This window comes from Oceanobacillus sp. CF4.6, from assembly GCF_051262635.1.
GTDB lineage: Bacteria > Bacillota > Bacilli > Bacillales > Amphibacillaceae > Oceanobacillus.
In genome coordinates, this window is the sequence record NZ_JBIMEX010000001.1 from 90,763 (window position 1) to 117,098 (window position 26,336).

Sequence of the window (26,336 nt, forward strand, 5' to 3'; positions counted from 1 at the left end):
TTATGCAATGAAAATAGGCTCTTTTTCTACGTTTATGAAAATGTCTACTTTATTTGTTGCACTGTTAATGAAACGAATTTTTCTATCATGTCATCGTACTTAATTCCGATTGAATTTGCTGCATCTGGAAACAGGCTTGTAGGTGTCATACCAGGCAATGTGTTTACCTCTAATATTACTGGAAGATTGTCTTCTGCGAGAATAAAATCAACTCTTGAATAAGTTTCACACCCGAGTGACTGATGTGCAAGGATTGCGTAAGATTGTATCTTTCTTGTCGTTTCCTCGTCAATTAATGCAGGAACAATGTGTTCACTACCACCAGGTGCATATTTTGATTCATAGTCATAGAAACCATTTTTCGGTATGATTTCAATGATTGGTAAAGCCTCTTCTTCCCCTTTTCCTCCCATTACCGCAACAGTTAATTCTCTGCCTTTAATAAAATCCTCGACCAATATTGTGTCATCACTTGCAGCTGCATTTTTAAGTGCTTCTCCCACTTGATTGGTGTCGGTTACTATGGTTAGACCCAATGTCGATCCTTCTTTATTCGGCTTGATTACAAATGGGGGTTTAAATTCATTATTTATTTTATTTACTATGTTCTCTGTACTAGTTGCAGAAGAAATTCCATATACTTCACTCTTTGCCAGTGGGATCTTATTCATCATAAAAACCTGCTTGGCTTTTGCTTTATCCATAGCAAGTGCAGAAGCAAGAACACCGGAGCCAACATATGGTATATGGAGCATATCCAATAAACCTTGAATTCTGCCATCCTCGCCATATTTACCATGTAGCCCTATAAAAACAAGATCAACATTCAAATTAATAATCTCTTCCAGATGTTCAGGATTAAAATCAATCCCAATAACTTCATGTCCTTTATCTGTTAGTGCATTTATTATTCCTTTGCCTGATGAGAGAGAAACCTCACGTTCTCCTGAAACTCCCCCATATAATACTGCTATTTTCATCCTACGCACTCCTTTTAACAACGTATATATAATAAACGATCAATAAAATATCTCTATAATATTTTTGACTGCATTGGCTTGGAAAATTGCTTTCCCATATTCCTGCAAACGATGTGATGTTACAATGCTTGGGTTGGAATACTCGGACATAATTCCTATTATATCCTCTTTATTTATTTCTGAATGGTCAACTTCATCCAGGATCATATAATAGCGTTCATCCATATGATATACTTTGCCACCCGCAATAGCTAAGGGAGATAAATAGGATGCTACTTGAATAACGTACTCAAATTCATCAAAGGAAAATATTAATTCATTGCTTTCATCAAGCGTTACTTTCATTTCTATATAATCGTCATCCCAATTTAGATCTTCATATTGCTGTGTTACAAATATATGCATACCCTGCGCCTGCATAAGATGAACCTGGACAAGCAGCATTCCATCAAGTTCGATGCCCAATTCACTACTGGCTTCATACATCATATCACTAAAAAGATTCCGGACACTTGATGCATCATGCCATAAATCGTCTTTTGTAAACCCACGTTCAATTAAATCATCAAACGTTAAAAATATTTTAAATTGGTCATTAGACAAACGTTCAATACGCATACTGCATCCCCCTTATATAGGTGCCATTTGGTAAAAATTTTCTATTCTCATTATACCAAGTAATGATAATAGTAAGCACTTTATACACTATATGCATATCATCAATATGTTGAACAGTGCCAAGTATTTATAATTGTTTATTTTGAAAAGTTACTACGTGACATTCTGCATTTGTTCCTAATCTGAAAGGGAGCAAACGGTAACCATATCCCTCACTAACCAGCTTATGTGTAGTATGGAACAATTCATACCCACCTCTTTTATATGGGCCATAGCCGAGGAAGCGTATTTGTCCACCATGTGTATGTCCTGCCAAAAAAGTATGTATCTTAAATTGCTCTTCTTCCGATAGTTCCTCAAACGCAGTTGGAGAATGTGCGATTAAGATCTTGTAAGCTCCTCTTGCATTAGTAATTGCTGGTCCTGCTTTTTCCCTTTTATCTTCATAATAATCAAATCCAATAAGGCTGAGAATTTGATTATTTTTATAGATGTTTTGTATGGATTCTTGCAAAATTGTTACATTTTCCACCTGTAACAATTTTGCGATTTTTTCCTTACCAGCATCATAATCATTGTTACCCCAAACAAAATATATTGGCACATTCCACTTTTTTAAAGCTCTTATATTTTTTCTTGATCTCTCAAGTGGTACCCATTTTTCCGTTAAATCGCCGCCGATTATTACAGCATCCACCTTTGGTGATATGGAGCTAAGTGTCGATTCTCTTATATTTCTTCGATGTATATCAGATATGAAAAATATTCGAAAGCCATCTAATCCTTTAGGTAATCTTTCATCCACGATAGTCTGTTCTTGTAGCACATCATGATGTGCCTTATAAATCATGAAAATAAAAGGAAGTGGAGCAATTAAAAGTGATTTGAACAGCTGTTTAAACAATTATATCGTCTCCAATTAAATTTGTAACCCATAATATTCTCATACTTCGAATAAAGCCATTAATTCGTCCCCTAGAAAATAGGATGCCCCAATGAAAATTATAATTAGTAATAAGATAACAAGCAGGAGTCTGAATAACGGTTTGCTGATCTTAAAACGTGTTCTTTGATTCACAGAATGTATTTCTTTTCTGGAAGGAAGATTTAAAATATCCACCCCGCGTTTTTCCTCGGTATGTTCATTGCTTACTAAGGATTCATCAGGATTCTTTTCATGTTCGTTCTCCACCTCTTGAATCAGACTTCGTAAATCATTAGCTTGATCTTTTGATTCATCTGAATTTATCTTCACTTCAAAGCACCTCACTTCTTCAAGCGGATCACTAACCCTAATAGGAAATCTACACAAAAATGAGCGGTTATGGTAACGAGCAAGTTATTGGTTAGTTCATACATATAGCCGATAAAAAAACTAACCAGGATAATAGAAATTAATAAAACCGGCTTACTTAAATAACGAATATGTACAAAAGCAAATAGTAAACTTGCAAATAAATACCCGAATTCGTTTTGAATAACTCCTCTGAATAATAATTCTTCAGATACAGCAACGAATAAAGAAATAGTGAAAATATAGAAGAGAGGTTGGTTACCAAAGATTCTTTTATTAATACCATTATCATCGTAATACTTTTTAGGAAGGAAGTACATCATTCCTAAGTCGATGAAAACAATAATCAAACCAGGTATTAGACCATAAAGTAAAATTTCCCCCATATTCCAATCGAAAAAAAGAAGCCAGTCCGTCATTTTTTCAAATAGAATAAAACTTAATATAATACTAATTATGATTAATAATGATTGAGAGAGAAAAAGTTGCTTTCTTATCTCTTCATCGGAAAGCTGTTTTATTAATTCACTTTGCTTCATGTATATTACCAACTAATAACAAGTTTTTTAGTTTAGCTTGCCAACTTTCTGAACGTGATTTTCCAGGTTGCGTCTCGTCGGGTTTCCACTCGTTCCATGAAAACCCGCAATTACTGCAACACTGATATTTCGCATCATTGTATGTTGCTTGAAAGGACTTGTACAAGTCTTTTCGTAAACAAGTTTTTTCGTGAATCCAGTTTAATACATCATTTAATTTCTCTTCCTTATACTGGGTTCTTTGTTTTATTATCGTTTGAATGGTAAATTGAGCATCATGCCAATTTTCTTCCTCATAATAAATCCGATTATTTTTTATAATACCATGATTTTCTAACTGATGACGAAAAAACCTCCATTGTGTTTCATTTAGATGTAACCGACTTTCCATTTGCTCCTTGGATGTTGGTATTTCTAACTTCTGTTGAGCCATTACGTATACCTGTTGAAACAAGTTCGTTAAATGAGTTTCGTCAGGAAGCTCATTTTTAATTATTTTATTTGGTACGAAGGCATCCTTTGGTGAAAACAGTAATAAACCCACACTTGATTTACCATCCCTACCTGCTCTACCTACTTCCTGAATGTAGGATTCAACCTGTAGTGGCAAATGAAAATGAATAATTAGTCTGATATTGCTTTTATTAATTCCCATGCCAAAAGCGCTTGTGCAGCAAATGATATCCAGTTGGTCATTCATAAATTGTTGCTGAATGCTTATGCGATCCAATTGTTCCATTCCACCATGGTAGAAAGCTATATTTTTATCTTTCAACCGATTAGAGAGAATACTCGCTGTATTCTCTGCTGCTGCCCTGCTTGTGAAATAAATTAACGAAGGAATATGGTACTTGCGGAATAACTGCGTGATTAATTCCGTTTTTTCAGCATCATCAGCGACTTCCTCTATACAAAATGCTATATTCTCCCGATCCATAGGATAAACGCGTTTGTTCATATTCGGTCTTTTCAATGAAGAAATGATATCTGATTGGACTTCCGGAGTAGCAGTTGCACTCAGCGCCATTACAGTTGGGTTGTTTAATGTTTCAATGGCCTTACTTAATTTCAAATAGTCAGGCCTGAATTCATGACCCCATTGTGATATACAATGGGCTTCATCTATAACGAATAAACGTACATCAAGATTTTTTAACCGGTCCATTACTTCTTTCTGCTGAAGCAACTCTGGAGAAAGATAGATTAATTTGTAACTGCTAAGATTATTATAAATGGATCTTCTTTCAGAAGGATTCATGAAACTGTTAATTGCAATAACTTCCTTAAAGTTATTTGCCTTTAATTCTTTTACTTGATCTATCATTAAGGATATTAATGGAGAAACAACGATCGTCTGGCCAACTTGTATTCTAGCAGGAAGTTGATAACAGATTGACTTACCTGACCCCGTTGGTAGAATCCCAAGCACATCCTTTCCATCAAGTACGTCCTGGATAATTTCTTTTTGACCTGTTCGAAACGAAGTATAGTGAAAGTGTTTTTTTAACGTATTTTCCAGTGTAGATGTATTCTGCATGTTAATCACCTATTCTTAATAATTTCTTATTTACTGCCAGAACAAGCCGTATTTGAAAATAACTGATATTTACGTTCACTGAATTTTTAACATCCTTTAATTTAAATGATTTTTCTTTATTCAGTACGTTGATTACTTCCTTTTGATCATCGATAGATATGTAATTATTTAAAGGGAACTCTGAATTGTAAAGGGCAATTTCCACAATATGATCATGAATCGTATTCGTTTTCAGATTCCTCATCGCAGCAATCTGATCAATCGAATAACCTTTTTCTAATAATTGATTTGTCTTATTTGCTGAATGTGTAATTTGATTCGTTTTGTTTAAATCTTTTAACATATAGACATGTAGCGGGAAATGTTCTTTTTCTTCATAAATCAGAGTTATCATTCTGTGGACAATGCCTTTTAGTAGTAGGTGAACATCATCTTCAGTAAGGTGAAATTTTTGAGATAACTGGTTTGTGCTTAATCCAATGTTTTTATACCCTGTCAGTCGATCAACAAACATAGTAGCATCTTGGTCCGGTAAATTCTTTAAGATGGTTAGGAGTTCATCATAAAGCGCTACGGTAACATCCTTTTCTGAGTTCTTCATTGTTCTATACATTTGTTTGACCCATCTCTCAGCAGCATGGTTATCTGTGACTGGGATGAAGTTGAAGGAACGCATCTTTATATTTGTTAAAGTTTGTACGAGTAATAAAATTCTGAGGTAGAAAATGTCTGCTGTTTCATTATATTTTAATCCGTTAAAATATTCGATTTTTAACTGGTCTTTGTGTTCCTCAAGCCAATTCACCCCACAATTAGATAATTGGAATATACTGTTTTGATTTTCAATCGGATTTAATAAACCACTTTCAACCAGCTTCTTTATTTTCCTGTTAAATTTCTCTTTGGTTAGGAAACTATAGATACCATAAAACTTATCCAACCGGTAGATATGCGCATCCTGAACCGTTTGGATCGATTTTTTACCTTTTAATAAATGATATATACTTGATACGGTTCTTTCTCCCTGTATTTTAGCTACGCATGTAAGGATGATACCATTAAAAATCAAATGAAAATCCCTCCTCTAAAAAGATAATGGTATAGAATAACAGATGTTATTGAAATCATAGGTAATCAGATTTAGAATAGATAAAGTGGGTTTAAATTATAGGAGGAAAATGAATGTCGAAATACACGATTGTTGATAAAGAAACATGTATTGCCTGTGGAGCTTGCGGTGCTTGTGCACCACAAATATTTACTTATGATGACGAGGGGCTTTCCTATGTTTCCATCGACGAAAATGCTGGAACATCAGTTATTCCTGATAAACTGGTAGATGACTTACTTGATGCCTATGAAGGTTGCCCAACGGACTCAATAAAGATTTCTGAAATGGCTTTTAATGGAGACCCATTAAAATTTGGGGAATAATATAATATTCCTAGTATATAGTATACATTTAAAAAGTGTTTTTGAAAAATATTTTTCAAAAACACTTTTTACTATTCTTCATTTCTTATATCAATTGGATTTGCAGCAACAGGTACAGGAATCGGGTCAGAAATGTTGTATTTACCGATTTGATCAAATGGAAAATTTATAAATTGAACAGATTGATACCCATAGCTTTTAGCGGTCATAAGTATAGCTTCAATCATGGTCATTTCTTCTTGCCCATTTTGGGAAACTGAACCTTCATCCAATGTTAATGTGAGCAGGTTCTTAGATGAATCGACGGTAAATTGAACTTCTTCTGGTATTGTTTGATCGATATTGAACTCTGCCTGTTCTATTTTCATTTCGGCTAGTGCATCCTGAATGGACAGGTTTAAATTTGGTATGGGAACTAAAAATTGATTATTGTAACGTTTGTATATTAATTTTTCTTCTTTATTTAATAAAATTTCCTCAATAACACCATATGGACCAAGCTCAACTCCATTGGCATCCGATTGAAAAACTGCTTTATTAATACCATACGGCGTGAACATAGCGGAAAGCATCTTTTCAAAAAGATAGGCGTTTGTTGAGCCTTCCCCAATCGAAAATTTATCTCCAAGTTCAATCAGCACTTCGGATTCATTTAGCTCAATAGAGGCATTATTTAGCATATATTCATTTGTAGCCCATTCTTCATTGTCTATATAATATTTTAGTTCATTATAATATTCATTTAGATTGGCGTTGCCGCTTACGATAAACGAAATAGGTATGATATATTGCTGTTGAAGGTCTGATAATGCAGCATAGACAATTTTCATTGGTTCATTAGACTCCTGAATGACATAGCTTTCCAACGAATCATCATTAGGAACTTTTATTTCATCCATTATTTCAGAGTTTTGTACAACAGATTCTTCGCTTCCCATTTCCAACTGGTCCTCATCTGAGCTTTCCATTAGTCTGGAACCCTCAGATTTTTCAACATTTGTTGCTAGATCGACATCAGAAAACTGCTCAGAATTTTGGCCCACCAGATTGTCGTTATTCAACATAACTGGAATAATAATAATGAAAGCCACGGCCATCATGGTTGCCAGAACGGGGATTAGTTTTTGCTTTTTCTGTCTCTTTTTTGTTGGTGAGGGGTCCGTAAGGCTTGAGGAGATGCGGTGGTATAATACATTTTTTTCTGTATCATCTTTTATTTCAGGCATTTCCTGTAACCTATCAATGATTTCCTGTTGTTCTTTATCTATTTGCCTCATTGAGCATCTCCTTCTTTCTCGTTTTGTTCAAGCAAGAGCTTTTTTAATGTTTTTAGACCTCTATGCTGTGTTGTTTTAACTTTGCTCACACTAAAATTAAGTATTTCAGCTGTTTCCTGAATAGAGAAGGATTGCAGGTATCTTAGAATTAATACACTTTTTTGATCGATTGTACATTTGTCAAGATATCTATAGATTTGCTTCATCTGCTCATTTTTAATAGCTATTTCCTCAGGTAAATCATTTTCATCGGGAATGGATTCACCTTTTTCGGCCCAGTCAAAAAGGTCGATGATTCTACTTCTTTTTCTCTTCAAATAACGGAAATAATCATATGTAACATGTCTTGCAATAGAAAAGAGCCATGTTTTTTCACTGCTCTCCCCCTTAAAGTTTGGGTAAGACTTTAATACTTTAATATATACTTCTTGAATAAGATCTTCAGTCGTTTCTTTCTTTTTCACCATGTAAAAAATGTACTGGAACAGATCCTGATGATAGTTATCATATAACTTATCGAAAATGGCCTTCATGGAGACCCTCCGTTCAACTATATAGTCGTTATTCATATAAAAAGGTTACAATCATACTATATGGTTTGTAATAAAAGCGCAACCTACTGGAAGTGTATGTAAGCCATGATTCACGGAACTATATTATAATAGGTAACTCAACTTTTGCAGAGTAAAATTGAAAAGATGCTTGGTAGAATTAGTTGGCATGGAGATACACATTTTATTGATGCGAAATTGAAGTAGATAAAGAAAAGAATACCAACTGCAAATCAGTTGGTATTCTTGATTGTAAATCTCTTAACAGCATAGTTACTAAATAAATGAGACATAATTGGGTATAAGAGAATAATAAACACTGCATTACCAATAGCATGACTTGTATCAAATGGAAGACCTGCAATGTAATAAGGCCAAAATTGTCCAGTTATTTGATAATTGGTTAATGATATGACAAAACCATACAGATATCCACTGAATACCGCGAAAAGCACCGTGATAAATAGAGGTACACGTTTAAATATTTTACTCAATAAACCGCTTAAAACACCAATGATACCCCATGAAATAATTTGCCATAATGTCCATATCCCCATCCCCATAAGCATGTTGGAAAGAAAGGTTGTCACAATCGCTAAGAGTATTGCTGATAAAGGGCCGAGTATAATGCCGCATATTATAATCAGTGCAGTTACTGGTTGAACATTTGGAATAAACTGGAACACATATCTTCCTGCAATTGCTATAGCAGCCAATAAAGCTATGATTGTAATCTTATATGTGTTCATCGTCTATTCCCAGGATTGTAAATCAAAAACAACTATATCACCAGGAGAAAGTTCGTATTCGTTAGCCCCTACAGTTGGCATTTCATCGTTAACGAAGAACATCCAAGCGGTTTGTTCCTCATCACTTGCTTCGACTCTTTCAATTGATGTAATAAATGCACCATCAAAGTCTGTTTCAATGTAGAAATTTTTCTCCATAACATCCATCAGTATATCGCCTTCTTCAATCGCAATCTCCTGCTCAGTTACGAATTCCTCTCCTTCATTTATCGAAATCGTAATTCGAACAGAATCCTCAGCCACCTCTTCGGAATCAGAAGTTTCATTTGTACTTACTGAAGTATTTTGTTCGGTGTTATTCTCAGATGAACATCCAATCAATAAACCTACTGTCATCAAGATTACTGCTAATTGCAAAATCCATTTTTTCATTGTTTCCCCATCCTTTTGCATTCATGTTACTGGAATTAATCTGTATTCTATAAAAGTATAAAAAAAGTCCGCCTTTAAGTAGTTCAGGCGGATTAAAGACAAACAAATAATAATAGCTGTTACCATGCTTATGTATTTGTATGTCTCAATCGCTTATACCCTCGAAGCATTGAAACAATTGTCTATTGGCAGGTCTACTGACTTATGATTCAAACCTACTTTAAGCCCTTCCCATATGGATTACCATACAGTGGATTGCTTATTTCGTAATCATTTACAGTTGCGAGGACAGTTCCAGACTTCCACTGGATTCCCTTTAATACCAATAACAATATTCAATTATATTATACGATTCAATTCCAATACAAAGTTATCATAGCATAAGAAAATTAAATAGAAAAGCTTTAAAACTTTAAATATTTTCATGATTCTGTGGTAATTTGAAACTGAAAGTAGTCCCTTGATTTAGTTTACTTTTTACTTGGATGGTCCCTTTGTGTGCATCAATTATATTCTTAGCAATGGCAAGACCCAGTCCAGTACCTTTCTTTTCTTTACTCCGTACTCTGGATTTATCAGCCTTATAGAATCGCTCAAAAATAAACGGTAAATCTTCTTCAGGAATCCCACTGCCGCTATCATTCACTTCCACATAAAATTCCTCCGGTTTGTTTGTTACTGCAACCCGGACAGTCCCGCCCTTCGAAGTATGCCTAATCGCATTGTCGATAAGATTGGTAAACACTTGCTCAATTCTGTCAGGGTCAAAACTGGTATTTGGAAAGTCAACGTTCATTGTTAGTGTAAGATCAATCTCGTTATCAGAAGCGAGACCTTTGAATTTATTTACAATTCGTTTGATATAGGATTCAATACCCAACGTTTCCACGTTTAAGTGAATTTGGCCTGATTCCATACGTGCAAGGTCAAGCAGTTCATTAACGAGTCGACCCATTCGTAACGATTCTTCGTGAATAATTTGGGCCAGCTCATTTTTTTCCTCTTTTGTATCGGCAATATCATCGACAATTGCTTCACTGTAACCTTGAAGCATGGATATTGGAGTGCGTAACTCATGTGAAACATTGGCTATAAAATCTTTTCGTAATTTATCCAAACGTCTTTCTTCTGTCATATCACGAATGACAGCTACAGCACCCCTTACATAGGACTGGTCGTATAAAGGTGTCATCAGCATTACGAAATTTCTTCCTTGAAGACTGATCTCTCTTAAAACTGCCTGTTCCCCATCGATGACTTCTTTTAAAGCTTCTTGAAGTTCTGTTGGAAGTTTTCGACTCTCATTCATTACAACATCATTCTCAAAATACCATCCATCGATATATTTCTGGGCAGGCGGATTTATGACCAGAATGTCTCCCTTCCGATTGAGAGTAACTACTCCATCTGCCATCGAACTAACGATACTGGATAATTGTTCCTTCTCCTGACGTAAAGCATTAATATGAAACTTTAGCTGTCTTCCCATTCGATTGAACTCTACAGCAAGTTCTCCGATTTCATCATGCGTCAGTACTGGAACCTTTGTATTAAATTCACCTCTTGTAAGATCATAGGCTGCTTCGCGCATCTTAATTAAAGGTGATGTTATTCTAGTAGATAGAAATACTGCAAAAAAGGCAGTAAGCATAATAGCAATACCTGCGCTGAGTAAAATTAATTTCGTTGTTTCTGCCTTGGTTTGATTTATGATGTCAAGAGATTGAAACACAAAAATTGCACCACCATTTTCGGTGGGCGATCCAACGATAATAATCTCTTTATCTTGTTCCGGAAGATTAATTTGCTTTTGGATTTTGTTTTGCTTTTCAATTACTTCATTTACTTCTTTCCTGGATTCAAGCCATTCATCGCCTTCGGAAACTAAATCATCATCGCTGCTGGTAGAAAGCCAAATATCCTCTTCACTATAGATAATTGCGATGCGGCTAGTTGGGTCTTTCAGCATCTCTGTCATTTCTTCAATGAAATTTCTATCCTGCCCCCGTTCAACCAATGAAGAAATTTTTGTAGCCGTTTGCATCATTTCATTTTCCGCTTCTTGTATATGGAAATTTTCAAAGAATTGCATGAGAAATACAGACAAAATAGATAATACAAAAGCAACCAGCAATAAAATAGTTAACGAAAGTTTACCTACTACACTTTTCCAAAACATTATGCATCATCAACTTCGAATTTATAACCAACTCCCCAAACAGTCACAATCATTTTAGCTGCCGATTTGGAAACGGTACTTAATTTTTCCCGCAGTCGTTTAACATGTGTGTCCACTGTGCGAAGATCACCAAAAAATTCATATTGCCAAACTTCTTTTAATAAGTGCTCCCTGTTAAATACTTTATCGGGAGATTTGGCAAGAAAACAAAGCAATTCATACTCTTTAGGAGTTAGACTAACTTCCTCTCCATCTGCAGTAACTCGATGCGCATCATCATCAATCGTAATATGTGGAAATACCATGATATTTTTTGAAGAAGTGTCCACTTCGTGAAAAGAGGATGAAGATACTCTTCTTAATAAGGCCTTCACACGTAATACCGCTTCCCTTGGACTGAATGGTTTTACAATATAATCATCTGCTCCAACTTCAAAACCCTGCACGCGGTTTCCTTCTTCGCCTTTTGCAGTCAGCATAATCACAGGAGTGTCTTTTTCCTTCCTTAGTTCCTGACAAGTTTCAATCCCGTCCATTTCAGGCATCATAATATCTAGGATAATCACATTATAATCATTATTTAAAGCCTTTTCCAAGGCATCCTTTCCATTTTCTGCTTCTTCTACGATATAATCCTCACGTTCAAGATACATGCGAATAAGTCTGCGAATTCTTTCTTCATCATCTACAACCAAAATCTTAGCATTTGAATCCATGTCCATGTTAGCTCCCCCTATATTAATCTCTAAAGTAGATTATAAACCATATTGTGATAAATGTATAAAAAACGAGGTATCATTATGATACCCCGTTCTGTAATGAAAAGTCTAAGCGTATGAATGAAGACCGGCAAGCACTAGGTTAACAACAATCAGGTTAAACATGATAATGGCGAATCCTGCTACCGCTAGCCATGCTGATCTTTCACCATGCCATCCCCTTGATAAGCGCAAGTGTAGGAAAGCAGCGTAAAAGAGCCAAGTAACCAGTGCCCAAACCTCTTTCGGATCCCAGCCCCAGAAACGACCCCAAGCAATTTGGGCCCAGATGGAAGCGAAAATTATGCCACCTAATGTAAATATTGGGAAACCAATTGTAACTGAGCGGTACATTATTTCGTCCAACAAATCCGGTTTTATATTTTTAAGCAATGGTTGGATTTTTGCAGCAATCCGTTTACGTGTAAACAATCTGACAAGACCATATAGAATAGAACCAGTAAGAATAGACCAGATTACGGTATTAAACTTGCTTCCAGAATCTGCTCCTTGCATCCAGGATGGTGTCTCAAACAATGGTTCCATGACTCCTTCTGTCAGAAGGGTTCCATCAATTGGTCCTGCAATTGCAGGTAACTGATAGTCTGTTGTGACCATGCTATTCCCTTGCTGATATTCGAAAGTCGCATTGTAATTTATGACATTGAAAGCGGAAGTAATGACGATAAATCCAATAAATAAGAACATTGTATAAATTACAATCTCGAGCCAAACATTCTTTTGGTTTCTAACAGTTTGATCGATTTGTCTAATTAAATACATAATCCCTGCCACAAAGCTGATGAAAAGGATACCTTGACCTAAAGCAACGGTTGTTACATGTATGTACAACCAGTGACTTTGCAATGAAGGTACCAATGGTGAGATATCGGTTGGGAACATACTAGCATAAGCAATGATAATCATTGCAATAGGAAGTGCAAATAGCCCAAGATACGTTAATTTATAATAGAAATAAAGGATTATGAACCCTAGGACCATACACATTCCGAGAAATGTCATAAATTCGAACATATTACTTACTGGTGCATGTCCGCTAGCAATCCATCTTGTAATAAGGTATACAAGTTGTGCTACAAATCCGATTATGGTTATTGTTATTCCAATCGTACCTGCTTTGGTTTTCTTTCTTTTTTCAGATTTATTCTGTCTGATTGTTGCCCCAAAGAAAAATGTTGCAATCAGATAGAGAATAAATGCGGAATAAAGCATTGTACTGCTTATATTAAGCAAGTCCATCATAATCTCCTCCTTATCTAGAATAAATCTGCTGAGATTATATTTGCAAATTTATTCCAGTTCCTGCTGGTCTTTAACCATGTTAATGGATGTATTTTCTATTGATTTTTCAATATCTTTATTGAGGCCAAACCAATTTTTATTGGCATGGGCTGCGATCAAGAGCCCATTACCTTTCGGATGAATCCAGATTCGGCGATGCTGCCAATACATTCCTTGGATAACACCAATCATAAATATGGCTGCACCAATACTAAAGAACCATAATGTATTATCTACTCTTAGTGTAAGGCCACTGACATCACGCATTTCAAAATCTTCAATTGCGAGTTTAAATTCATTCTCTCCAGTCGCATCTATATTTTTTCCAATACCAAGAAAGCTAACTTCAGGATTGTCACTATCTGGAGGATATACCATTAATACGAATGCTGGATTCCTTGGATAATTAGTTTCTGATGCTGGAATTCCATTGTCATCCATAAAATAATCTGGATAATATTGATCTATCATCACACGAAATCCATTATCGAGTTCATAGACAGATTCTGGATTCGTTAAATCAATAGTAAATGAGCCCAATGATGTTTCATCTGTATCCTCTGTCTCATGAATTTTAAAGGTCATATTATGAAATTCATTCACTTGATATCCGGATTGGTATAGTGTGTATCTATCGAATTTTGCTGGTTTATTCATTTGAATGGAATCTTCAAGTATTGGTTGGAGTTCAGTTTCAGCTCCGGCGACTGCAGTATCCCCAGCTTGATAGATAATGACATCCGTCTGAAAGTTACTCGGTACTACGCCTTCTTGCTGAATCGCCTGCGTAAACCGTTCATCATCTTCATCATGTGTTTCCATAATAAAGTCTTTATTTTCGATGTAGTATTTACTATTGGTACCAGGAATAACAATTTGTTCTCCTTCCCTGACCCAGACGTACTCATCTGTATACATCAGAGGTGTAGAACGTAAAATAGCCGCAATTAGGATAATAATTAAACCAATATGGTTCACATATGGACCCCATCTGGAAAATCTTCCTTTTTCAGCAAGAATATGGCCATTTTCATTTCTGACTTTATATCGTGCCTTTTTTAAATTATCTTGAACTGTTTCGATATCCTGTTTGGATACGTTCTCCGTTTCGCTATATAAGCGCTGCCTGTTTAGAAATGTTTCATGACGTTGTGCTTTTTGCCTTTTTAACGCTTTATATAATGGAACAAATCTATCTAAACTACAGATAACAAGCGAAATACCGATTAAAGCAATTAAGAGTATGTACCACCAGGAACTGTATAAGTTATGAAATCCCAGTTGATAATAGATAAGCCCTAGTATGCCGTAACGATCTTCATAAAAAATTGCAGGATCGCGTGATACTGCATCCTCAGGTATGTATATTTGTTGCGGGAAGATGGTTCCGATCATTGACGCAACTAACGCAATAACAATTAACCAGACTCCTACTTTAACTGAGGAAAAGAAACTCCATATTCTGTCGACGATGGATTTATTATACGTTTGTGAACGACGTGCAGTGCCATCATAGCGCATGTTGAGCAGTTTGTTACCATCGTTTCCATCAATATGCTGGTTCCCTTCTATAGGCTTCCCGCATGCTTCACATAAAACGGTGCCTTCGGGATTAATATGTCCACATTCACATTTTATTTTATTCATTAAAATCCCCCACGATTTATGATGCTTCTTCAACACTTGGCTGTATTGCTTGCAAATGTCCCTCGAGTCGATCTAATGTTAGCGCACCATTAACAACATCCTCTATTTCTCCTTCAGGATTAATAAAAAAAGTGCTTGGTATCGGACCAACTTTATATAAATCTCTGATTTCTCCCAATTTATCATGAGGGATAGCAAACGTCAGATCATATTTATCAATAAAACGGTCAACAACTAGCTCCGTACCGTCGAGACTTACAGCAACAATTTCGACTCCCTTTTCTTTGTACTCTGGATATAATTCCTGCATGTAAGGCATTTCTGCCTCGCATGGTTTGCACCAGGTTGCCCAGAAATTCAACATTACACCTTTTCCTTCAAAATCACTTAATTGAACGGTTTCTGCATCATAATTATTACTGATTTGTTTAAGTTGAAAATCCGGTGCTTCATCACCAACTTGATATATTGTATTATCCTTTTGTAAATTGGAAACAAGCGTAAAGACAACTGCAGCCACTAAGACTGCTAGGATTGCTGTTCTAAATAGTAGACGATTTCTTTTTTTCTTCTGCTTGGCCATTTTTTTCTGTTCCAGACTCAAAATTAATCACTCCCCTCGCCATTATATCATCTGAGTAAAGGGTAAATTTTGACTAATTTTTTACAATTTTAGTGCAGAGTTGCGAATCTGTTTGATTTCTTTCGGCGTAAGAGGACGATATTTACCTGGCTTAAGTCCATCTAATGTTAGTGTGCCGTATCTTTCCCTTTTCAATTTCATTACAGGGTAGCCTAATTGTTCCATCATTCTTCTAACATGTCTGTTCTTACCTTCCTGTAAAGTCAATTCAATAATCATTGTATTTTTCTTTTTGTCGGATGAAAGAATATTATAATTTGCTGCCTTAAGCAAATCTTTTTCATCTTTTACGCCCCGTTTAAGTCGTCCAAGCTCTTTTTTATCAGGTATTCCTTTAATTTTAGCTACATATACTTTTTCTACGCCGTGTTTGGGATGCATTAACAGATTCGCGAAATCTCCGTCATTTGTCAAAATCAGAATTCCTGACGTATCATAATCCAGCCTGCCTACAGGAAATACTCTTTCACTTACACCCTCCATTAAGTCGATGACAACCTTCCTACCCTTGTCATCCTTTACGCTTGAGATTACTCCCCTGGGCTTATACAACATATAATAAACAGATGCTTCTTTTTCCAATGGAAATCCGTTAACTTCAACATTGTCATCTCCTGTAACCTTTGTTCCTAACTCAGTTACAACTTTACCATTTACTTTAACGTTACCATCTATAATCAGTTGTTCTGCTTTTCTTCTGGACGTTATTCCACTTTGAGCGATTACCTTCTGAAGTCTTTCTCCATTTGTTGTCATTATATCACCATGCTTTACTTATTATTTTTTACATAATCTACATAATAATAGCGTTAACTTTACATTAACGCTAGTTTTATTCCCTATCCGAATACCATTTTAACAATAATGATGGATGAAAGTATAGCAATTAGGTCTGCTAAAAGGCCGACTTTCAATGCATATCTCATTTTTTTAATCCCAACTGCTCCGAAATAGACCGTTAAAACATACAAGGTTGTGTCAGTACTTCCCTGCATAGTCGATGCGAGCCTGCCGATAAATGAGTCTGGTCCGAACGTAGCTATTAATTCAGTAGTCATTCCCAAAGCTGCCGTTCCTGATATTGGTCTGATAAGCGCAAGCGGAATAATGTCCGGTGGTATTCCAATGAAATAAAGAAATGGTGATATTAAATGAATGAACGCTTCCATTGCGCCAGAACTGCGAAGGATCGATATAGCTACAATCATCCCAACTAAAAAAGGAAGCAAAGAAAATGCCAGTTTGACACCTTCCTTTCCTCCTTCTACGAATAATTCATATGCAGGTACCTTTTTAACAAGAGCGACAGATAATACGATTAATAGAAAACAAGGGATAATCCACGTACTAATTGATGTAACCATTCCCATAATTATTTCCCCCAAGTACTTTTGTAATAGTAAAAACGATCAATTAAAATAGCACTTACTGTAGAAATACAGGTTGTCAGTATGGTAGTTCCTACTATCTCTGTTGGCGAAACGGAATGATATTGCATTCGAATTGCGATTACAGTCGTTGGTACTAATGTGAGACCAGAAGTGTTTAATGCTAAAAATGTAATCATTGACCTAGAAGCAGTATCTGTTCCACTTAATTGCTTCATTTGTTCCATTGCTTTAATTCCAATGGGTGTCGCTGCATTACCTAATCCAAATAAATTAGCAGTAATATTGGATAATATATAGCCAATGGCTGGATGGTCTTTTGGGATTTCTGGAAACAGTCGTATGATAAGTGGTCTGAATAATTTTGTGAGGGCCAGTAAAATACCTGCACTCTCTGCAATTTTCATGATCCCTAGCCAGAATACTAAAATACTGATTAAACCAATGGAAAGTGTAACAGCTTCACCAGCACTATCGAATACTGCCTGGTTCACTTCTTCCATTTTTCCATTGAACATGGCGAATACAATTCCTACGATTGCCATACAAGCCCAAATAATATTAATCATTCAATCTCAATCCCTAGTGTTTTTAGGAAAACAGATTTTAGTTGCTTCCCAAAGTGATCTTCTTTTTTTATGGGTGGTTCTTTGAAAATAGTTGTCTCTAAAATTTGCTTATTGTCCAAGAAGTAAACGGTTTTTCCAATTTTCTCGTGATTTTCTATGTTTTGATCGGTCAATAAATAATTTTTAACAGACAGTAATCTACTTTCTTTCGTGGTTAAAGGATATAGAATGTGGTTCCGTAAATAACCATTTACCGTTTGGTTACTTTCATCTATTAGGTATTTAACGGACCCTTCCTCAGAAATTGATTCCATGTTGTAATTGTCAAACCCCCATTCAAACATGGAAGTATGATCCCTCCAATCATCAGGAGCATCAAGTGTCACGGCTATCAATTCCATACCATCCTTTTCAGCTGAACTTACCAATGTTCGTCCAGTCAGCTTGGTATAACCGGTTTTGCCTCCTGTACAATATTCATAGAATTGAGTGAGTAATTTATTCTTATTTTGCCAAGCGTAAGACCTATTATCAGATTTGAAGCTTTCAGTAGAAGTAATTTTTTTAAACACATTGTTTTCCATCGCGTAACGCATAAGTAAAGCCATATCATATGCGCTAGAAAAATGTGTTTCCGAGTCAAGACCATGTGGGTTATCAAAATGTGAATTTGTCATTCCAAGCCATTGTGCCTTTTCATTCATTAAGAAAACAAATCCTTCTTCACTTCCTCCAACATGTTCAGCAATTGCAATAGCTGCATCATTTCCAGACCTGAGCATTAAACCGTATACAAGATCCTCTAATTTCATCTTTTCCCCTTGTTCCAGGTAAATGGAAGAACCTTCCGTATAAATCGCCTTTCTAGAAGATTTTGCCATCTGATCCATTTTTTTGGATTCAATAGCAATAATTGCCGTCATTATTTTTGTAATGCTAGCTATATTCGCTTGCTCATTTGAATTTTTTTCAAATAGTACCCTTCCAGTAGATTGTTCAATTAAAATGGCATTGTTTGCTGAGACTCCAGGCATAGCTTGTCCCACCAAGGGAAAACCGAGGTTGATTAACAACAATAGTACGAATAAGATTAAAAAACGCATTTTTCTAAGCCTCCCGGAAAAGATGTCTTTATATATTATGCACGGGACTTGCTGTTATGAATAAATGATTTATTGTTACCACGTTTAGCAAGGAGATTAGTAGAAACATTCTAAGTTTCCCAATTAAAAAATCCTTACACAAAAAGTGTAAGGATTGATTTTATTCATGGTTCTTACTCATTTCATCATTAAATCTCTCAAAAAATAAATCTGATTCATTTGCTTCCTCATTCTCTTCCGTAGACTCAGGCAATGGTGGAAGTTCTTCCAGTGATGTCAGACCGAAATATGTCAGAAAATCTTTGCTTGTCCCAAAAAGAATAGGTCTTCCAACACTATCTTTTCGACCAATCTCTTCGATCAGTGATCTGGACAGAAGGGTTTGTACTGGTCTATCACTCTTTACTCCCCTAATTTCTTCTATTTCTGTCCTCGTTATTGGTTGCTGATAAGCTATAATAGCCAAAGATTCAAGTGCGGCCTGTGACATTCTGCTTGCTTGTGGAAGCTCCAATAACTTTTTAAAATAATTACTGTGTTCTGGCTTCGTCGTTAAATGAAGGACTTCATGAGATTGCATAATCATTAGACCGCGATCTTTTCGCTCATAATCATATTTCAATTCTTCAATAATGTGTTGAACAGCAGAATCTGGAATATCCATTATTCTACATAGTTGTTTCATTGTAATACCCTCATCACCGCTGGCAAAAAGCAGACCCTCAGCAATGGCTTTTAATTCATCAATTTCCACAGTTATTCCTCCATACAATATATATACAATGCATCAAAATGCTTCGTTTGTTTACAGTATATTTCCTTGGATTTCATAAGCTCCAATATGGCAATAAAAGTCACTACTATATGTGTGCGTGTAGGGTAAGGAAATAATTGATCAAACTCAATTCCATTTGTTGATTTCCGTACTTTACTTAATACATCCTGCATCCTTTTTCCTATGGGAATATCCATACGTTGGACCGTTGTATCATGTGGTTTATTCCATTTTTTTCGCTCATACATTTTCCCGAGGGCTCCGATCATATCATAGATGGATAGATCTCCTTGAACGACAGGGGATTTTTCTAGAGCTAAATCTTGGAAAACAACTGGTGGCCTCGTAAATAGTTGATTCGACTCATTTTCCATTTCTTTTAGTGTCTCTGCTGCTTCTTTAAATCTTCTGTACTCTATGAGTCGTTGCATCAATTCTTCTCTGGGGTCCTCCATATATTCCTCGTCCTGGTCTATGTCTATTTCCTGTTTAGGCAGCAGCATTTGGCTTTTAATAGCTACCAACGTTGACGCCATGACTAAGTACTCACTGGCAATATTAAGTTCCGGGCTTTGCATCGCATGTATGTATTCCATGTATTGTTTCGTTATTTGAGCAACTGGGATATCATAAATATCAATTTCATAATGATTGATTAAATGGAGCAATAAATCAAGCGGCCCTTCAAATGCATCCAATTTCACCTGATATGCTTGATTCATTGATGTTTCATCCTCTCTTATGTTTCAAAGTAATTAAAGTTTAGTTAAGCGCCCATACAAGGGAGTAGATGATGACATAAGCTATAACGTAAGATAAATGTTACCACAGAACATTTATGTAATGAAGAAAAAGGAGGAAGTTTATAATGGGTCATAGTTATGGCGGAGGCTTTGCCTTAATTGTTGTTTTGTTCATTCTTTTGATCATCGTCGGTGCTGCTTGGTTCTAAAGTTGAACCCGTAAACGTATATAGATTGAAGTAGAGCACCACTAAACATGAAAACCAGCCCTTACAGGATAAGGGCTGGTTTTTTATTGGTTCTCACCGGTTGTGGTTTAATCTGCCACTTCTGTGCACTTGTTATAAAAATCCTCTATTTCATCTGTAGTACTGACTGCATATTTATTCTGATAATGACGTTTAACTTCATTAATCATCTTTTTGCCGATACCAGTATTCCGGTGGGAAGGGTTTACGGACACGTGCTGGATAACAGCATTTAGACCATCTTCTATCCGCACGCCAACAGCTCCGAGTACATCTTCTTCTTTCCATAGATGAAGATGCCAATTTTCATTGGTTTCGTACTCTTTAATGGTTTGCTGCAACTTCTTTACGTCCTTTTTTTCTTCCGGCATAAAAGACAATAAACCCATTGCAATCTTTTCTAAATTTTTCTTATAACGAATTAACATAATTACCCCTCATTACTAAACACATTTGATTGGTTAAATAATCTGTCTAACTCAAAAATGTCATTAACCTGTAAAAAAGTATATATCTATTTATTGCACTATTGAGGCCTTTTGTCAAATATACATCTTTAAATATACCGCATTTTACAATTATTGACAATTTTTTAAGTAATCATACTACTTTTGAAATACCGCTTATTTTATCATCAATTTAAGAATGGTAAATCCATCGGTTTGCTTTTCATTGATTTTAAAAGGAATGATATTTACAATAGCCATCCAAATGTTAAACCAAAAGAGTAACTGTAGAAAATCACTTGGATAAAATTCAAATGCATAGTAACTTATCCAAGCGGTTATTGCATTGAATACCGGGCCTAGAATGGTAACCCAAATAATTTCCGAATTTTTGTATGGCTTATCCCGATCACTCGTGGTAAAGCCACCTATAAAATAAAATGGATAAAAGATAAATTTTATTTGGTTAAAGTTAAAAGTAATTTGTCTCTTTCCATAGCCCATAGTCAGTTGAATATAATCTGCCTTTACAATTAAGGACCCTGATACATGTCCAAGTTCATGTATCAGGGTGGTCAGTGGTGCAATGACAAGTATAAGGTAGACAATTAAATACATATCCATCTAAGCTACCTTAGAATCAGCCATGATGAATGGTTATTCTGAAACTACTTTAACTTCTTTCATCACATCGCCATTGTTCATGGATTTGGCATGTTCAATTCCAGAAGTAACCTGTCCAAAAACAGTGTGCACACCATTTAGATGCGACTGGGGTTCATGGACAACAAAAAATTGGCTGCTGCCTGTATCTTTTCCTGCATGCGCCATTGATAAAGACCCTTCTTGATGTTTATGAGGGTTCCCTTCTGTCTCACATTTAATCGTATAGCCTGCATTTCCTGTACCGTTACCTGTAGGACATCCACCCTGACTAACAAAACCTGGAATAACGCGGTGAAAGGTTAGCCCATCATAAAAATTTTCATTTGCCAGTTTTTCAAAGTTAGCAACCGTATTTGGAGCTTCGTTTGGATAAAGTTCAAATTCAATCTTATTTCCATTTTCCATTAAAATATATCCTGTTTTAGACATATGTACATCCCCTTGTTCATTTATTTAAGGCATCATTAATTTTATCATTAATTGTCTAGATTTGAAAGAAAGTCAGCGTAACCCTATTCATAGGATAAGTCATTTTTAACAACATCCTCAAATTTTTCTCTTTCAACGACTAACTTATCCACTCCGTCTTCCACAAAGACAACCGCAGCATTTGGCAATCGGTTATAATGGCTTGCCATCGAATAGCTGTATGCGCCAGTGGAAAAAACTGCAAGAATATCACCGTAATTAATCTTTGGAACTGGTAGATCCCATATGAGCATATCACCGGATTCACATGCTTTTCCTGCGATAGACACTTCATTGGTCACTTTTGCATTGGGATTATTTGCAATTACTGCTTCAAACTTTGCCTGATACAGTGCAGGTCTTATATTATCAGTCATTCCCCCGTCGACAGATACATATTCTCTGACACCCGGAATGTTTTTGATAGCACCGATTGTATAGAGCGTAATGCCAGCATTGCCTACGATTGATCTTCCGGGTTCTATCCAGATCTCTGGCATAGGGATTTGTAATGCTTCTGAATGTTTCTTAACTGCATCAACGCTAACTCTTACATAATCACTGTGCGGTAATGGTTCATCCTCTTTTGTATAGCGAATCCCAAAACCTCCACCCAAATTGAGAACCTCAGGAATAAAATCATATTCAGAATACCAGTTAGAGAGTTCATCAAACAAAATATCTATTGCTACCCGAAATCCTTCTGTTTCAAAAATCTGGGAACCTATATGGCAGTGTAGTCCTTTTAGATTAATGGTATCGTGTTGGTTAAGCAGGTTAAATGCTTCTTTAGCTTGTCCGTTTTGCAGATTAAAGCCAAATTTGGAATCTTCATTCCCAGTCATAATATACTGATGTGTTTTTAGCTCAATACCGGGAGTAACGCGTAAAAGTACATCAATCGTTTTATTTTGCCTTGTTAACTCTTCTTCGATTAATTTAATGTCAAGTAGATTATCTATAACGATACATCCGATATTATTTTCAATGGCCATCTTTATTTCTTGATGACTTTTGTTATTTCCATGCATATGGATTCGTTCTCTTGGAAAATCTGCTTTCAATGCTGTGTATAATTCGCCCTCGGAAATGACATCCAGGCAGAGGTTTTCCTGTTTTGCAACTTGAAGCATGGCAATGGTGGAAAAGGCTTTGCTTGCATATGCCACTTTTGCTTTCACATTCATTTCTTTGAATGTATTAACAAAAGCCCTTGCATTCTGGCGGATGATGGAAACGTCATAAACATAAAGCGGTGTACCATATTTTTTAGCAAGCTCTAACGTATCCATGCCACCTATTTCAAGATGGCCGTTACGATTAACTTGAAATGGATGATGATCGATTATCATAATATTTTGTTCCCCCACTATGTTGTTTAAATAATAAAAACACTTTACCATATTAAAGTTAAAAACAAAAGAGCTAACTATCATTAGCTCATTTTATCGGTTGTCTATAATTATTTCGAGGATGAACAATGCTGGGTCTACTGTTTGTGTATGGAACCGGTATTCTTAAGATAATATGAAGCATTGCTTTCGCATTAAAAGGTAAGAACGGCCATAGATACGGTGTTTTAAGTGATTTTATATTGACCAGAAATAAGGTAAGGACTACCATTCCTATGACGAATCCAGTCAATTCAAATAATCCGACAAATAATACAAAAAAGATATTTATTAATTTATTTGCAACACTCAGTTCATAGCTTGGGGTTACATAAGAACCTATTGCACTTATTGAAACATATAGAATGACCTCAGGTGAAAACAATCCTACATCAATAGCTATTTGGCCAATTAGTACTGCTGCAATTAATCCCATAGCTGTGGATAAAGGGGTTGGTGTGTGAATAGCAGCCATTCTTAAGAATTCGATACCAAAAAGTGCAAGTATAATTTGAAAGGATATTGGTACATTTCCTTCCTCATTCGGCCCAATAAAACTGAGCTCTGATGGGAGCAAAGTTGAATCAAGTGCAAATAAAAGCCATAATGGCAGTAAGTACATGGAAGCAAAAACAGCCATGTATCTAATGAAACGAATGAATGTTCCAATGGATGGCGCCTGTCTGTATTCTTCAGCATGCTGCAAGTGATGGAAGAAAGTAGTTGGAAGAATAATGGCACTTGGTGAAGTATCCACAAAAATGAGCACATGTCCTTCTAGTAAATGGCTAGCAGCTACATCCGGTCTTTCCGTATAACGAACAAGTGGATAGACATTCCATTTACGATTAATGATATATTCTTCGATTGTTTTTTCTGCCATCGTAATCCCATCGATTTCGATAGCTTCTATTTGTTCTTTAATTAAATCGATCAGACCATCGTCAGCTATATCCTGTAAATAACTGATGCAAACGTCAGTCTTTGAACGTTCTCCTACTTTCATCATTTCATTGCGCAGCCTTTCATCACGTAATCTTCTGCGCGTTAAAGCAGTATTTTCAATAATATTTTCAGTGAATCCATCTCTTGATCCTCGAATGACTTTTTCTGTATCGGGTTCTTCTGGGCTTCTCCCTGGATAGTTTCTGACATCAACGATTTGTGCATATTTTTCGCCATCGATAAAAACTCCGATTAAACCAGAAAGAATTTCATCTGCTGCTTCATCCATTGTTTTTACGGCCTTTACTTGCTGATGTACCAAACGGTTTTCGATTATTTCTGGCAGTTTTCGTGTATTGGTTTCTACATCGTTAATTTCAACAAGCTTTTTTAGCAATTCTTGTATTACAGAAGTATCACATAATCCGGTAACATAATAAATCTGAACTTTTTGCTTCAGAATAATTAGTTCACGGAAGCCAATATCAAACGAACTTCCCATTCCAAGTTTTTCTTCCATGTATGCTTGATTATCCTGTATACTGGCGGAGATGATGTGGTTACTTTTTGTTTTTGGCATTCTCTTACCCCCATCGTTTTACCTTACAAAATAAGTCCATTGAAATAAAGAACCGAAAATTTTCCCGAATACGATTGCCATTAATAAGAGTAATAAATAATTTTCCATACGGATTCTTCTGGATAAAATTGGAAATACATTCAGTACTTCAGTAAGAGCAGCTGCCAACATCCCATTGAAGATTCCATGCAATATTCCCCAGATCATTAATGCAAAAACAGGCTGCTGAAGAGAAACATCTGCAAAAGAAAAGTAAGTCCCAATCATAAGTCCCAGAATAACACTTGCACTATATACCTTTATAAGTGGTTCTGTCCTACTTAATTGAATCAACCTTGGAATGATACCCAATACAGTAATAAACGCAACAAACCCAGCCCCAACAGCAAGACCTCCGCTAAATCCAATGAGAACTTGAACGAGGTTAATCAGAAAAGTTTGTATCATTTCAGCTTGTTTTCATGTTGATTTAAGTAATTGTTAAGATCCTGCTGGTAATTGTATATTTCGACTTCTAATGGACTGGGTTCTTCATTAAATCTTCTATTGAACCAATGGTTGAAAAACAGCAGTGTTCCGATGCCTAAACCAAAGGAGTATGGTATTTGAATCCATAATGGAAATTCATTTTCTTGACCAGTGAGTATAAAATGCAGTTTTTGTTGTACCTCCTGCATACTGACATCGTAATGAAAATTCATAATCGTCATGGCTGTCCCAATGAAAAGCAATAACCAAACAAAAGCTGCAATCCAGACATTAACCGGCTTTTTTTTCTCCATGATTTGAATGATTGTCTGTTCGGGACCTAAAAGTTGGATATCTATACCCTGATTCAGAGCAGTTAAATGATCAATAATCAGGAAACTATCTATTATTACAATATTTTTATCCTTTTTTGTAATCCGATAAATTGAAGTTTCCATAAGTTTCTTTTTATAATCCGGTGCAGCAGAAATATATGCTATATCTTTAAGATACACTTGCCTCCGTGTACTTAATTCGATTCTCTTTTTCATGCGAAGATAAATAATTTCTGTCACTGAAAAAACTTCCTTTTCAATCAGACTGTTA

The 26,336-nt window shown here is 35.8% G+C and carries 31 protein-coding genes and 1 riboswitch; of the genes, 2 read left to right on the forward strand and 29 right to left on the reverse strand.

The window, feature by feature from the left end:
- Positions 1-44 precede the first annotated feature (44 nt).
- From ACHABU_RS00515 to ACHABU_RS00545, 7 genes are all read right to left on the reverse strand, one after another.
- Positions 45-980, reverse strand: a complete 936-nt coding sequence (locus ACHABU_RS00515) for a D-alanine--D-alanine ligase (protein WP_435761174.1) — start codon at positions 978-980, stop codon at positions 45-47.
- A gap of 39 nt (positions 981-1,019) precedes the next feature.
- Complete coding sequence (locus ACHABU_RS00520) at positions 1,020-1,598, reverse strand: genetic competence negative regulator (protein ID WP_435761176.1); 579 nt, start codon at positions 1,596-1,598, stop codon at positions 1,020-1,022.
- A 127-nt stretch (positions 1,599-1,725) separates the two neighbouring features.
- On the reverse strand, positions 1,726-2,502 hold the full coding sequence (locus ACHABU_RS00525) for a metallophosphoesterase (RefSeq protein WP_435761178.1): 777 nt from the start codon (positions 2,500-2,502) through the stop codon (positions 1,726-1,728).
- Between the two features lie 39 nt (positions 2,503-2,541).
- Positions 2,542-2,853 (reverse strand): hypothetical protein, encoded by a 312-nt coding sequence (locus tag ACHABU_RS00530; RefSeq protein WP_435761180.1) that lies wholly within the window; start codon positions 2,851-2,853, stop codon positions 2,542-2,544.
- Positions 2,854-2,864: 11 nt separating this feature from the next.
- Entirely contained in the window at positions 2,865-3,431 is a 567-nt protein-coding gene (locus ACHABU_RS00535) for a lysostaphin resistance A-like protein (protein WP_435761182.1), read from the reverse strand.
- Positions 3,418-4,968: a RecQ family ATP-dependent DNA helicase gene (locus ACHABU_RS00540; protein WP_435761184.1), complete on the reverse strand. Its 1,551-nt coding sequence runs from the start codon at positions 4,966-4,968 to the stop codon at positions 3,418-3,420. Before ACHABU_RS00540 ends, ACHABU_RS00535 begins: the two co-directional genes overlap by 14 nt.
- A 1-nt stretch (position 4,969) precedes the next feature.
- Positions 4,970-6,037, reverse strand: a complete 1,068-nt coding sequence (locus ACHABU_RS00545) for a helix-turn-helix domain-containing protein (RefSeq protein ID WP_435761186.1) — start codon at positions 6,035-6,037, stop codon at positions 4,970-4,972.
- A gap of 113 nt (positions 6,038-6,150) precedes the next feature.
- Here ACHABU_RS00545 and ACHABU_RS00550 point away from each other — a divergent pair, with 113 nt between their 5' ends.
- On the forward strand, positions 6,151-6,402 hold the full coding sequence (locus ACHABU_RS00550; protein WP_435761188.1) for a ferredoxin: 252 nt from the start codon (positions 6,151-6,153) through the stop codon (positions 6,400-6,402).
- Between the two features lie 71 nt (positions 6,403-6,473).
- Here the strand turns inward: ACHABU_RS00550 and ACHABU_RS00555 are convergent, their stop codons facing one another.
- The 15 genes from ACHABU_RS00555 to ACHABU_RS00625 all read right to left on the reverse strand — a co-directional run bounded on the left by ACHABU_RS00555 (position 6,474) and on the right by ACHABU_RS00625 (position 20,497).
- Positions 6,474-7,679, reverse strand: a complete 1,206-nt coding sequence (locus ACHABU_RS00555) for a hypothetical protein (RefSeq protein ID WP_435761190.1) — start codon at positions 7,677-7,679, stop codon at positions 6,474-6,476.
- Positions 7,676-8,212, reverse strand: a complete 537-nt coding sequence (locus ACHABU_RS00560) for an RNA polymerase sigma factor SigX (protein ID WP_435761192.1) — start codon at positions 8,210-8,212, stop codon at positions 7,676-7,678. Before ACHABU_RS00560 ends, ACHABU_RS00555 begins: the two co-directional genes overlap by 4 nt.
- Before the next feature lie 251 nt (positions 8,213-8,463).
- Positions 8,464-8,979 carry an ECF transporter S component gene (locus tag ACHABU_RS00565; protein WP_435761194.1) on the reverse strand — a complete coding sequence of 172 codons (516 nt, stop codon included), beginning with the start codon at positions 8,977-8,979 and terminating at the stop codon, positions 8,464-8,466.
- 3 nt (positions 8,980-8,982) lie between these two features.
- Positions 8,983-9,411, reverse strand: coding sequence for a DUF4430 domain-containing protein (locus ACHABU_RS00570; protein WP_435761196.1), 429 nt, complete (start codon positions 9,409-9,411; stop codon positions 8,983-8,985).
- A 170-nt stretch (positions 9,412-9,581) separates the two neighbouring features.
- Positions 9,582-9,753: riboswitch (cobalamin riboswitch) on the reverse strand.
- Positions 9,754-9,823: 70 nt separating this feature from the next.
- The gene (locus tag ACHABU_RS00575) at positions 9,824-11,590 is read right to left on the reverse strand and encodes an ATP-binding protein (RefSeq protein ID WP_435761198.1); all 1,767 of its coding nucleotides are present in this window, start codon (positions 11,588-11,590) and stop codon (positions 9,824-9,826) included.
- Entirely contained in the window at positions 11,590-12,306 is a 717-nt protein-coding gene (locus ACHABU_RS00580) for a response regulator transcription factor (RefSeq protein WP_435762320.1), read from the reverse strand. The genes ACHABU_RS00575 and ACHABU_RS00580 overlap by 1 nt, the downstream gene beginning before the upstream one ends.
- 111 nt (positions 12,307-12,417) lie before the next feature.
- The gene (gene ccsB, locus ACHABU_RS00585; RefSeq protein ID WP_435761200.1) at positions 12,418-13,608 is read right to left on the reverse strand and encodes a c-type cytochrome biogenesis protein CcsB; all 1,191 of its coding nucleotides are present in this window, start codon (positions 13,606-13,608) and stop codon (positions 12,418-12,420) included.
- Positions 13,609-13,659: 51 nt separating this feature from the next.
- A complete protein-coding gene (resB, locus tag ACHABU_RS00590; RefSeq protein WP_435761202.1) occupies positions 13,660-15,297 on the reverse strand; it encodes a cytochrome c biogenesis protein ResB in 1,638 nt (545 codons plus the stop codon).
- Positions 15,298-15,313: 16 nt separating this feature from the next.
- Positions 15,314-15,901 carry a thiol-disulfide oxidoreductase ResA gene (gene resA, locus ACHABU_RS00595; protein WP_435761204.1) on the reverse strand — a complete coding sequence of 196 codons (588 nt, stop codon included), beginning with the start codon at positions 15,899-15,901 and terminating at the stop codon, positions 15,314-15,316.
- Between the two features lie 60 nt (positions 15,902-15,961).
- Positions 15,962-16,696 carry a pseudouridine synthase gene (locus ACHABU_RS00600; RefSeq protein WP_435761206.1) on the reverse strand — a complete coding sequence of 245 codons (735 nt, stop codon included), beginning with the start codon at positions 16,694-16,696 and terminating at the stop codon, positions 15,962-15,964.
- 83 nt (positions 16,697-16,779) lie between these two features.
- Positions 16,780-17,310 carry a spore maturation protein gene (locus ACHABU_RS00605; protein ID WP_435761208.1) on the reverse strand — a complete coding sequence of 177 codons (531 nt, stop codon included), beginning with the start codon at positions 17,308-17,310 and terminating at the stop codon, positions 16,780-16,782.
- Between the two features lie 2 nt (positions 17,311-17,312).
- A complete protein-coding gene (locus ACHABU_RS00610) occupies positions 17,313-17,897 on the reverse strand; it encodes a nucleoside recognition domain-containing protein (protein WP_435761210.1) in 585 nt (194 codons plus the stop codon).
- On the reverse strand, positions 17,894-19,000 hold the full coding sequence (locus ACHABU_RS00615; protein WP_435761212.1) for a D-alanyl-D-alanine carboxypeptidase family protein: 1,107 nt from the start codon (positions 18,998-19,000) through the stop codon (positions 17,894-17,896). Before ACHABU_RS00615 ends, ACHABU_RS00610 begins: the two co-directional genes overlap by 4 nt.
- A 160-nt stretch (positions 19,001-19,160) precedes the next feature.
- On the reverse strand, positions 19,161-19,754 hold the full coding sequence (gene scpB, locus ACHABU_RS00620) for an SMC-Scp complex subunit ScpB (RefSeq protein WP_435761214.1): 594 nt from the start codon (positions 19,752-19,754) through the stop codon (positions 19,161-19,163).
- Between the two features lie 2 nt (positions 19,755-19,756).
- Positions 19,757-20,497, reverse strand: a complete 741-nt coding sequence (locus ACHABU_RS00625; RefSeq protein ID WP_435761216.1) for a segregation/condensation protein A — start codon at positions 20,495-20,497, stop codon at positions 19,757-19,759.
- Positions 20,498-20,643: 146 nt separating this feature from the next.
- On the opposite strand from ACHABU_RS00625, the gene ACHABU_RS00630 reads away from it, so the two are divergent.
- Positions 20,644-20,727, forward strand: a complete 84-nt coding sequence (locus tag ACHABU_RS00630; protein WP_435762322.1) for a YjcZ family sporulation protein — start codon at positions 20,644-20,646, stop codon at positions 20,725-20,727.
- Positions 20,728-20,834: 107 nt separating this feature from the next.
- Here the strand turns inward: ACHABU_RS00630 and ACHABU_RS00635 are convergent, their stop codons facing one another.
- From ACHABU_RS00635 to ACHABU_RS00665, 7 genes are all read right to left on the reverse strand, one after another.
- The gene (locus ACHABU_RS00635) at positions 20,835-21,194 is read right to left on the reverse strand and encodes a GNAT family N-acetyltransferase (protein ID WP_435761218.1); all 360 of its coding nucleotides are present in this window, start codon (positions 21,192-21,194) and stop codon (positions 20,835-20,837) included.
- Positions 21,195-21,389: 195 nt separating this feature from the next.
- A complete protein-coding gene (locus ACHABU_RS00640) occupies positions 21,390-21,836 on the reverse strand; it encodes a site-2 protease family protein (protein ID WP_435761220.1) in 447 nt (148 codons plus the stop codon).
- A 33-nt stretch (positions 21,837-21,869) separates the two neighbouring features.
- Positions 21,870-22,307: a peptidylprolyl isomerase gene (locus ACHABU_RS00645; protein WP_435761222.1), complete on the reverse strand. Its 438-nt coding sequence runs from the start codon at positions 22,305-22,307 to the stop codon at positions 21,870-21,872.
- Positions 22,308-22,390: 83 nt separating this feature from the next.
- Complete coding sequence (gene lysA, locus ACHABU_RS00650) at positions 22,391-23,698, reverse strand: diaminopimelate decarboxylase (RefSeq protein ID WP_435761224.1); 1,308 nt, start codon at positions 23,696-23,698, stop codon at positions 22,391-22,393.
- An 88-nt stretch (positions 23,699-23,786) separates the two neighbouring features.
- Positions 23,787-25,262 carry a spore germination protein gene (locus ACHABU_RS00655; protein ID WP_435761226.1) on the reverse strand — a complete coding sequence of 492 codons (1,476 nt, stop codon included), beginning with the start codon at positions 25,260-25,262 and terminating at the stop codon, positions 23,787-23,789.
- Between the two features lie 18 nt (positions 25,263-25,280).
- Positions 25,281-25,709, reverse strand: coding sequence for a stage V sporulation protein AB (locus ACHABU_RS00660; RefSeq protein ID WP_435761228.1), 429 nt, complete (start codon positions 25,707-25,709; stop codon positions 25,281-25,283).
- Positions 25,706-26,305 carry a stage V sporulation protein AA gene (locus ACHABU_RS00665; protein WP_435761230.1) on the reverse strand — a complete coding sequence of 200 codons (600 nt, stop codon included), beginning with the start codon at positions 26,303-26,305 and terminating at the stop codon, positions 25,706-25,708. The genes ACHABU_RS00660 and ACHABU_RS00665 overlap by 4 nt, the downstream gene beginning before the upstream one ends.
- Between the last annotated feature and the right edge of the window lie 31 nt (positions 26,306-26,336).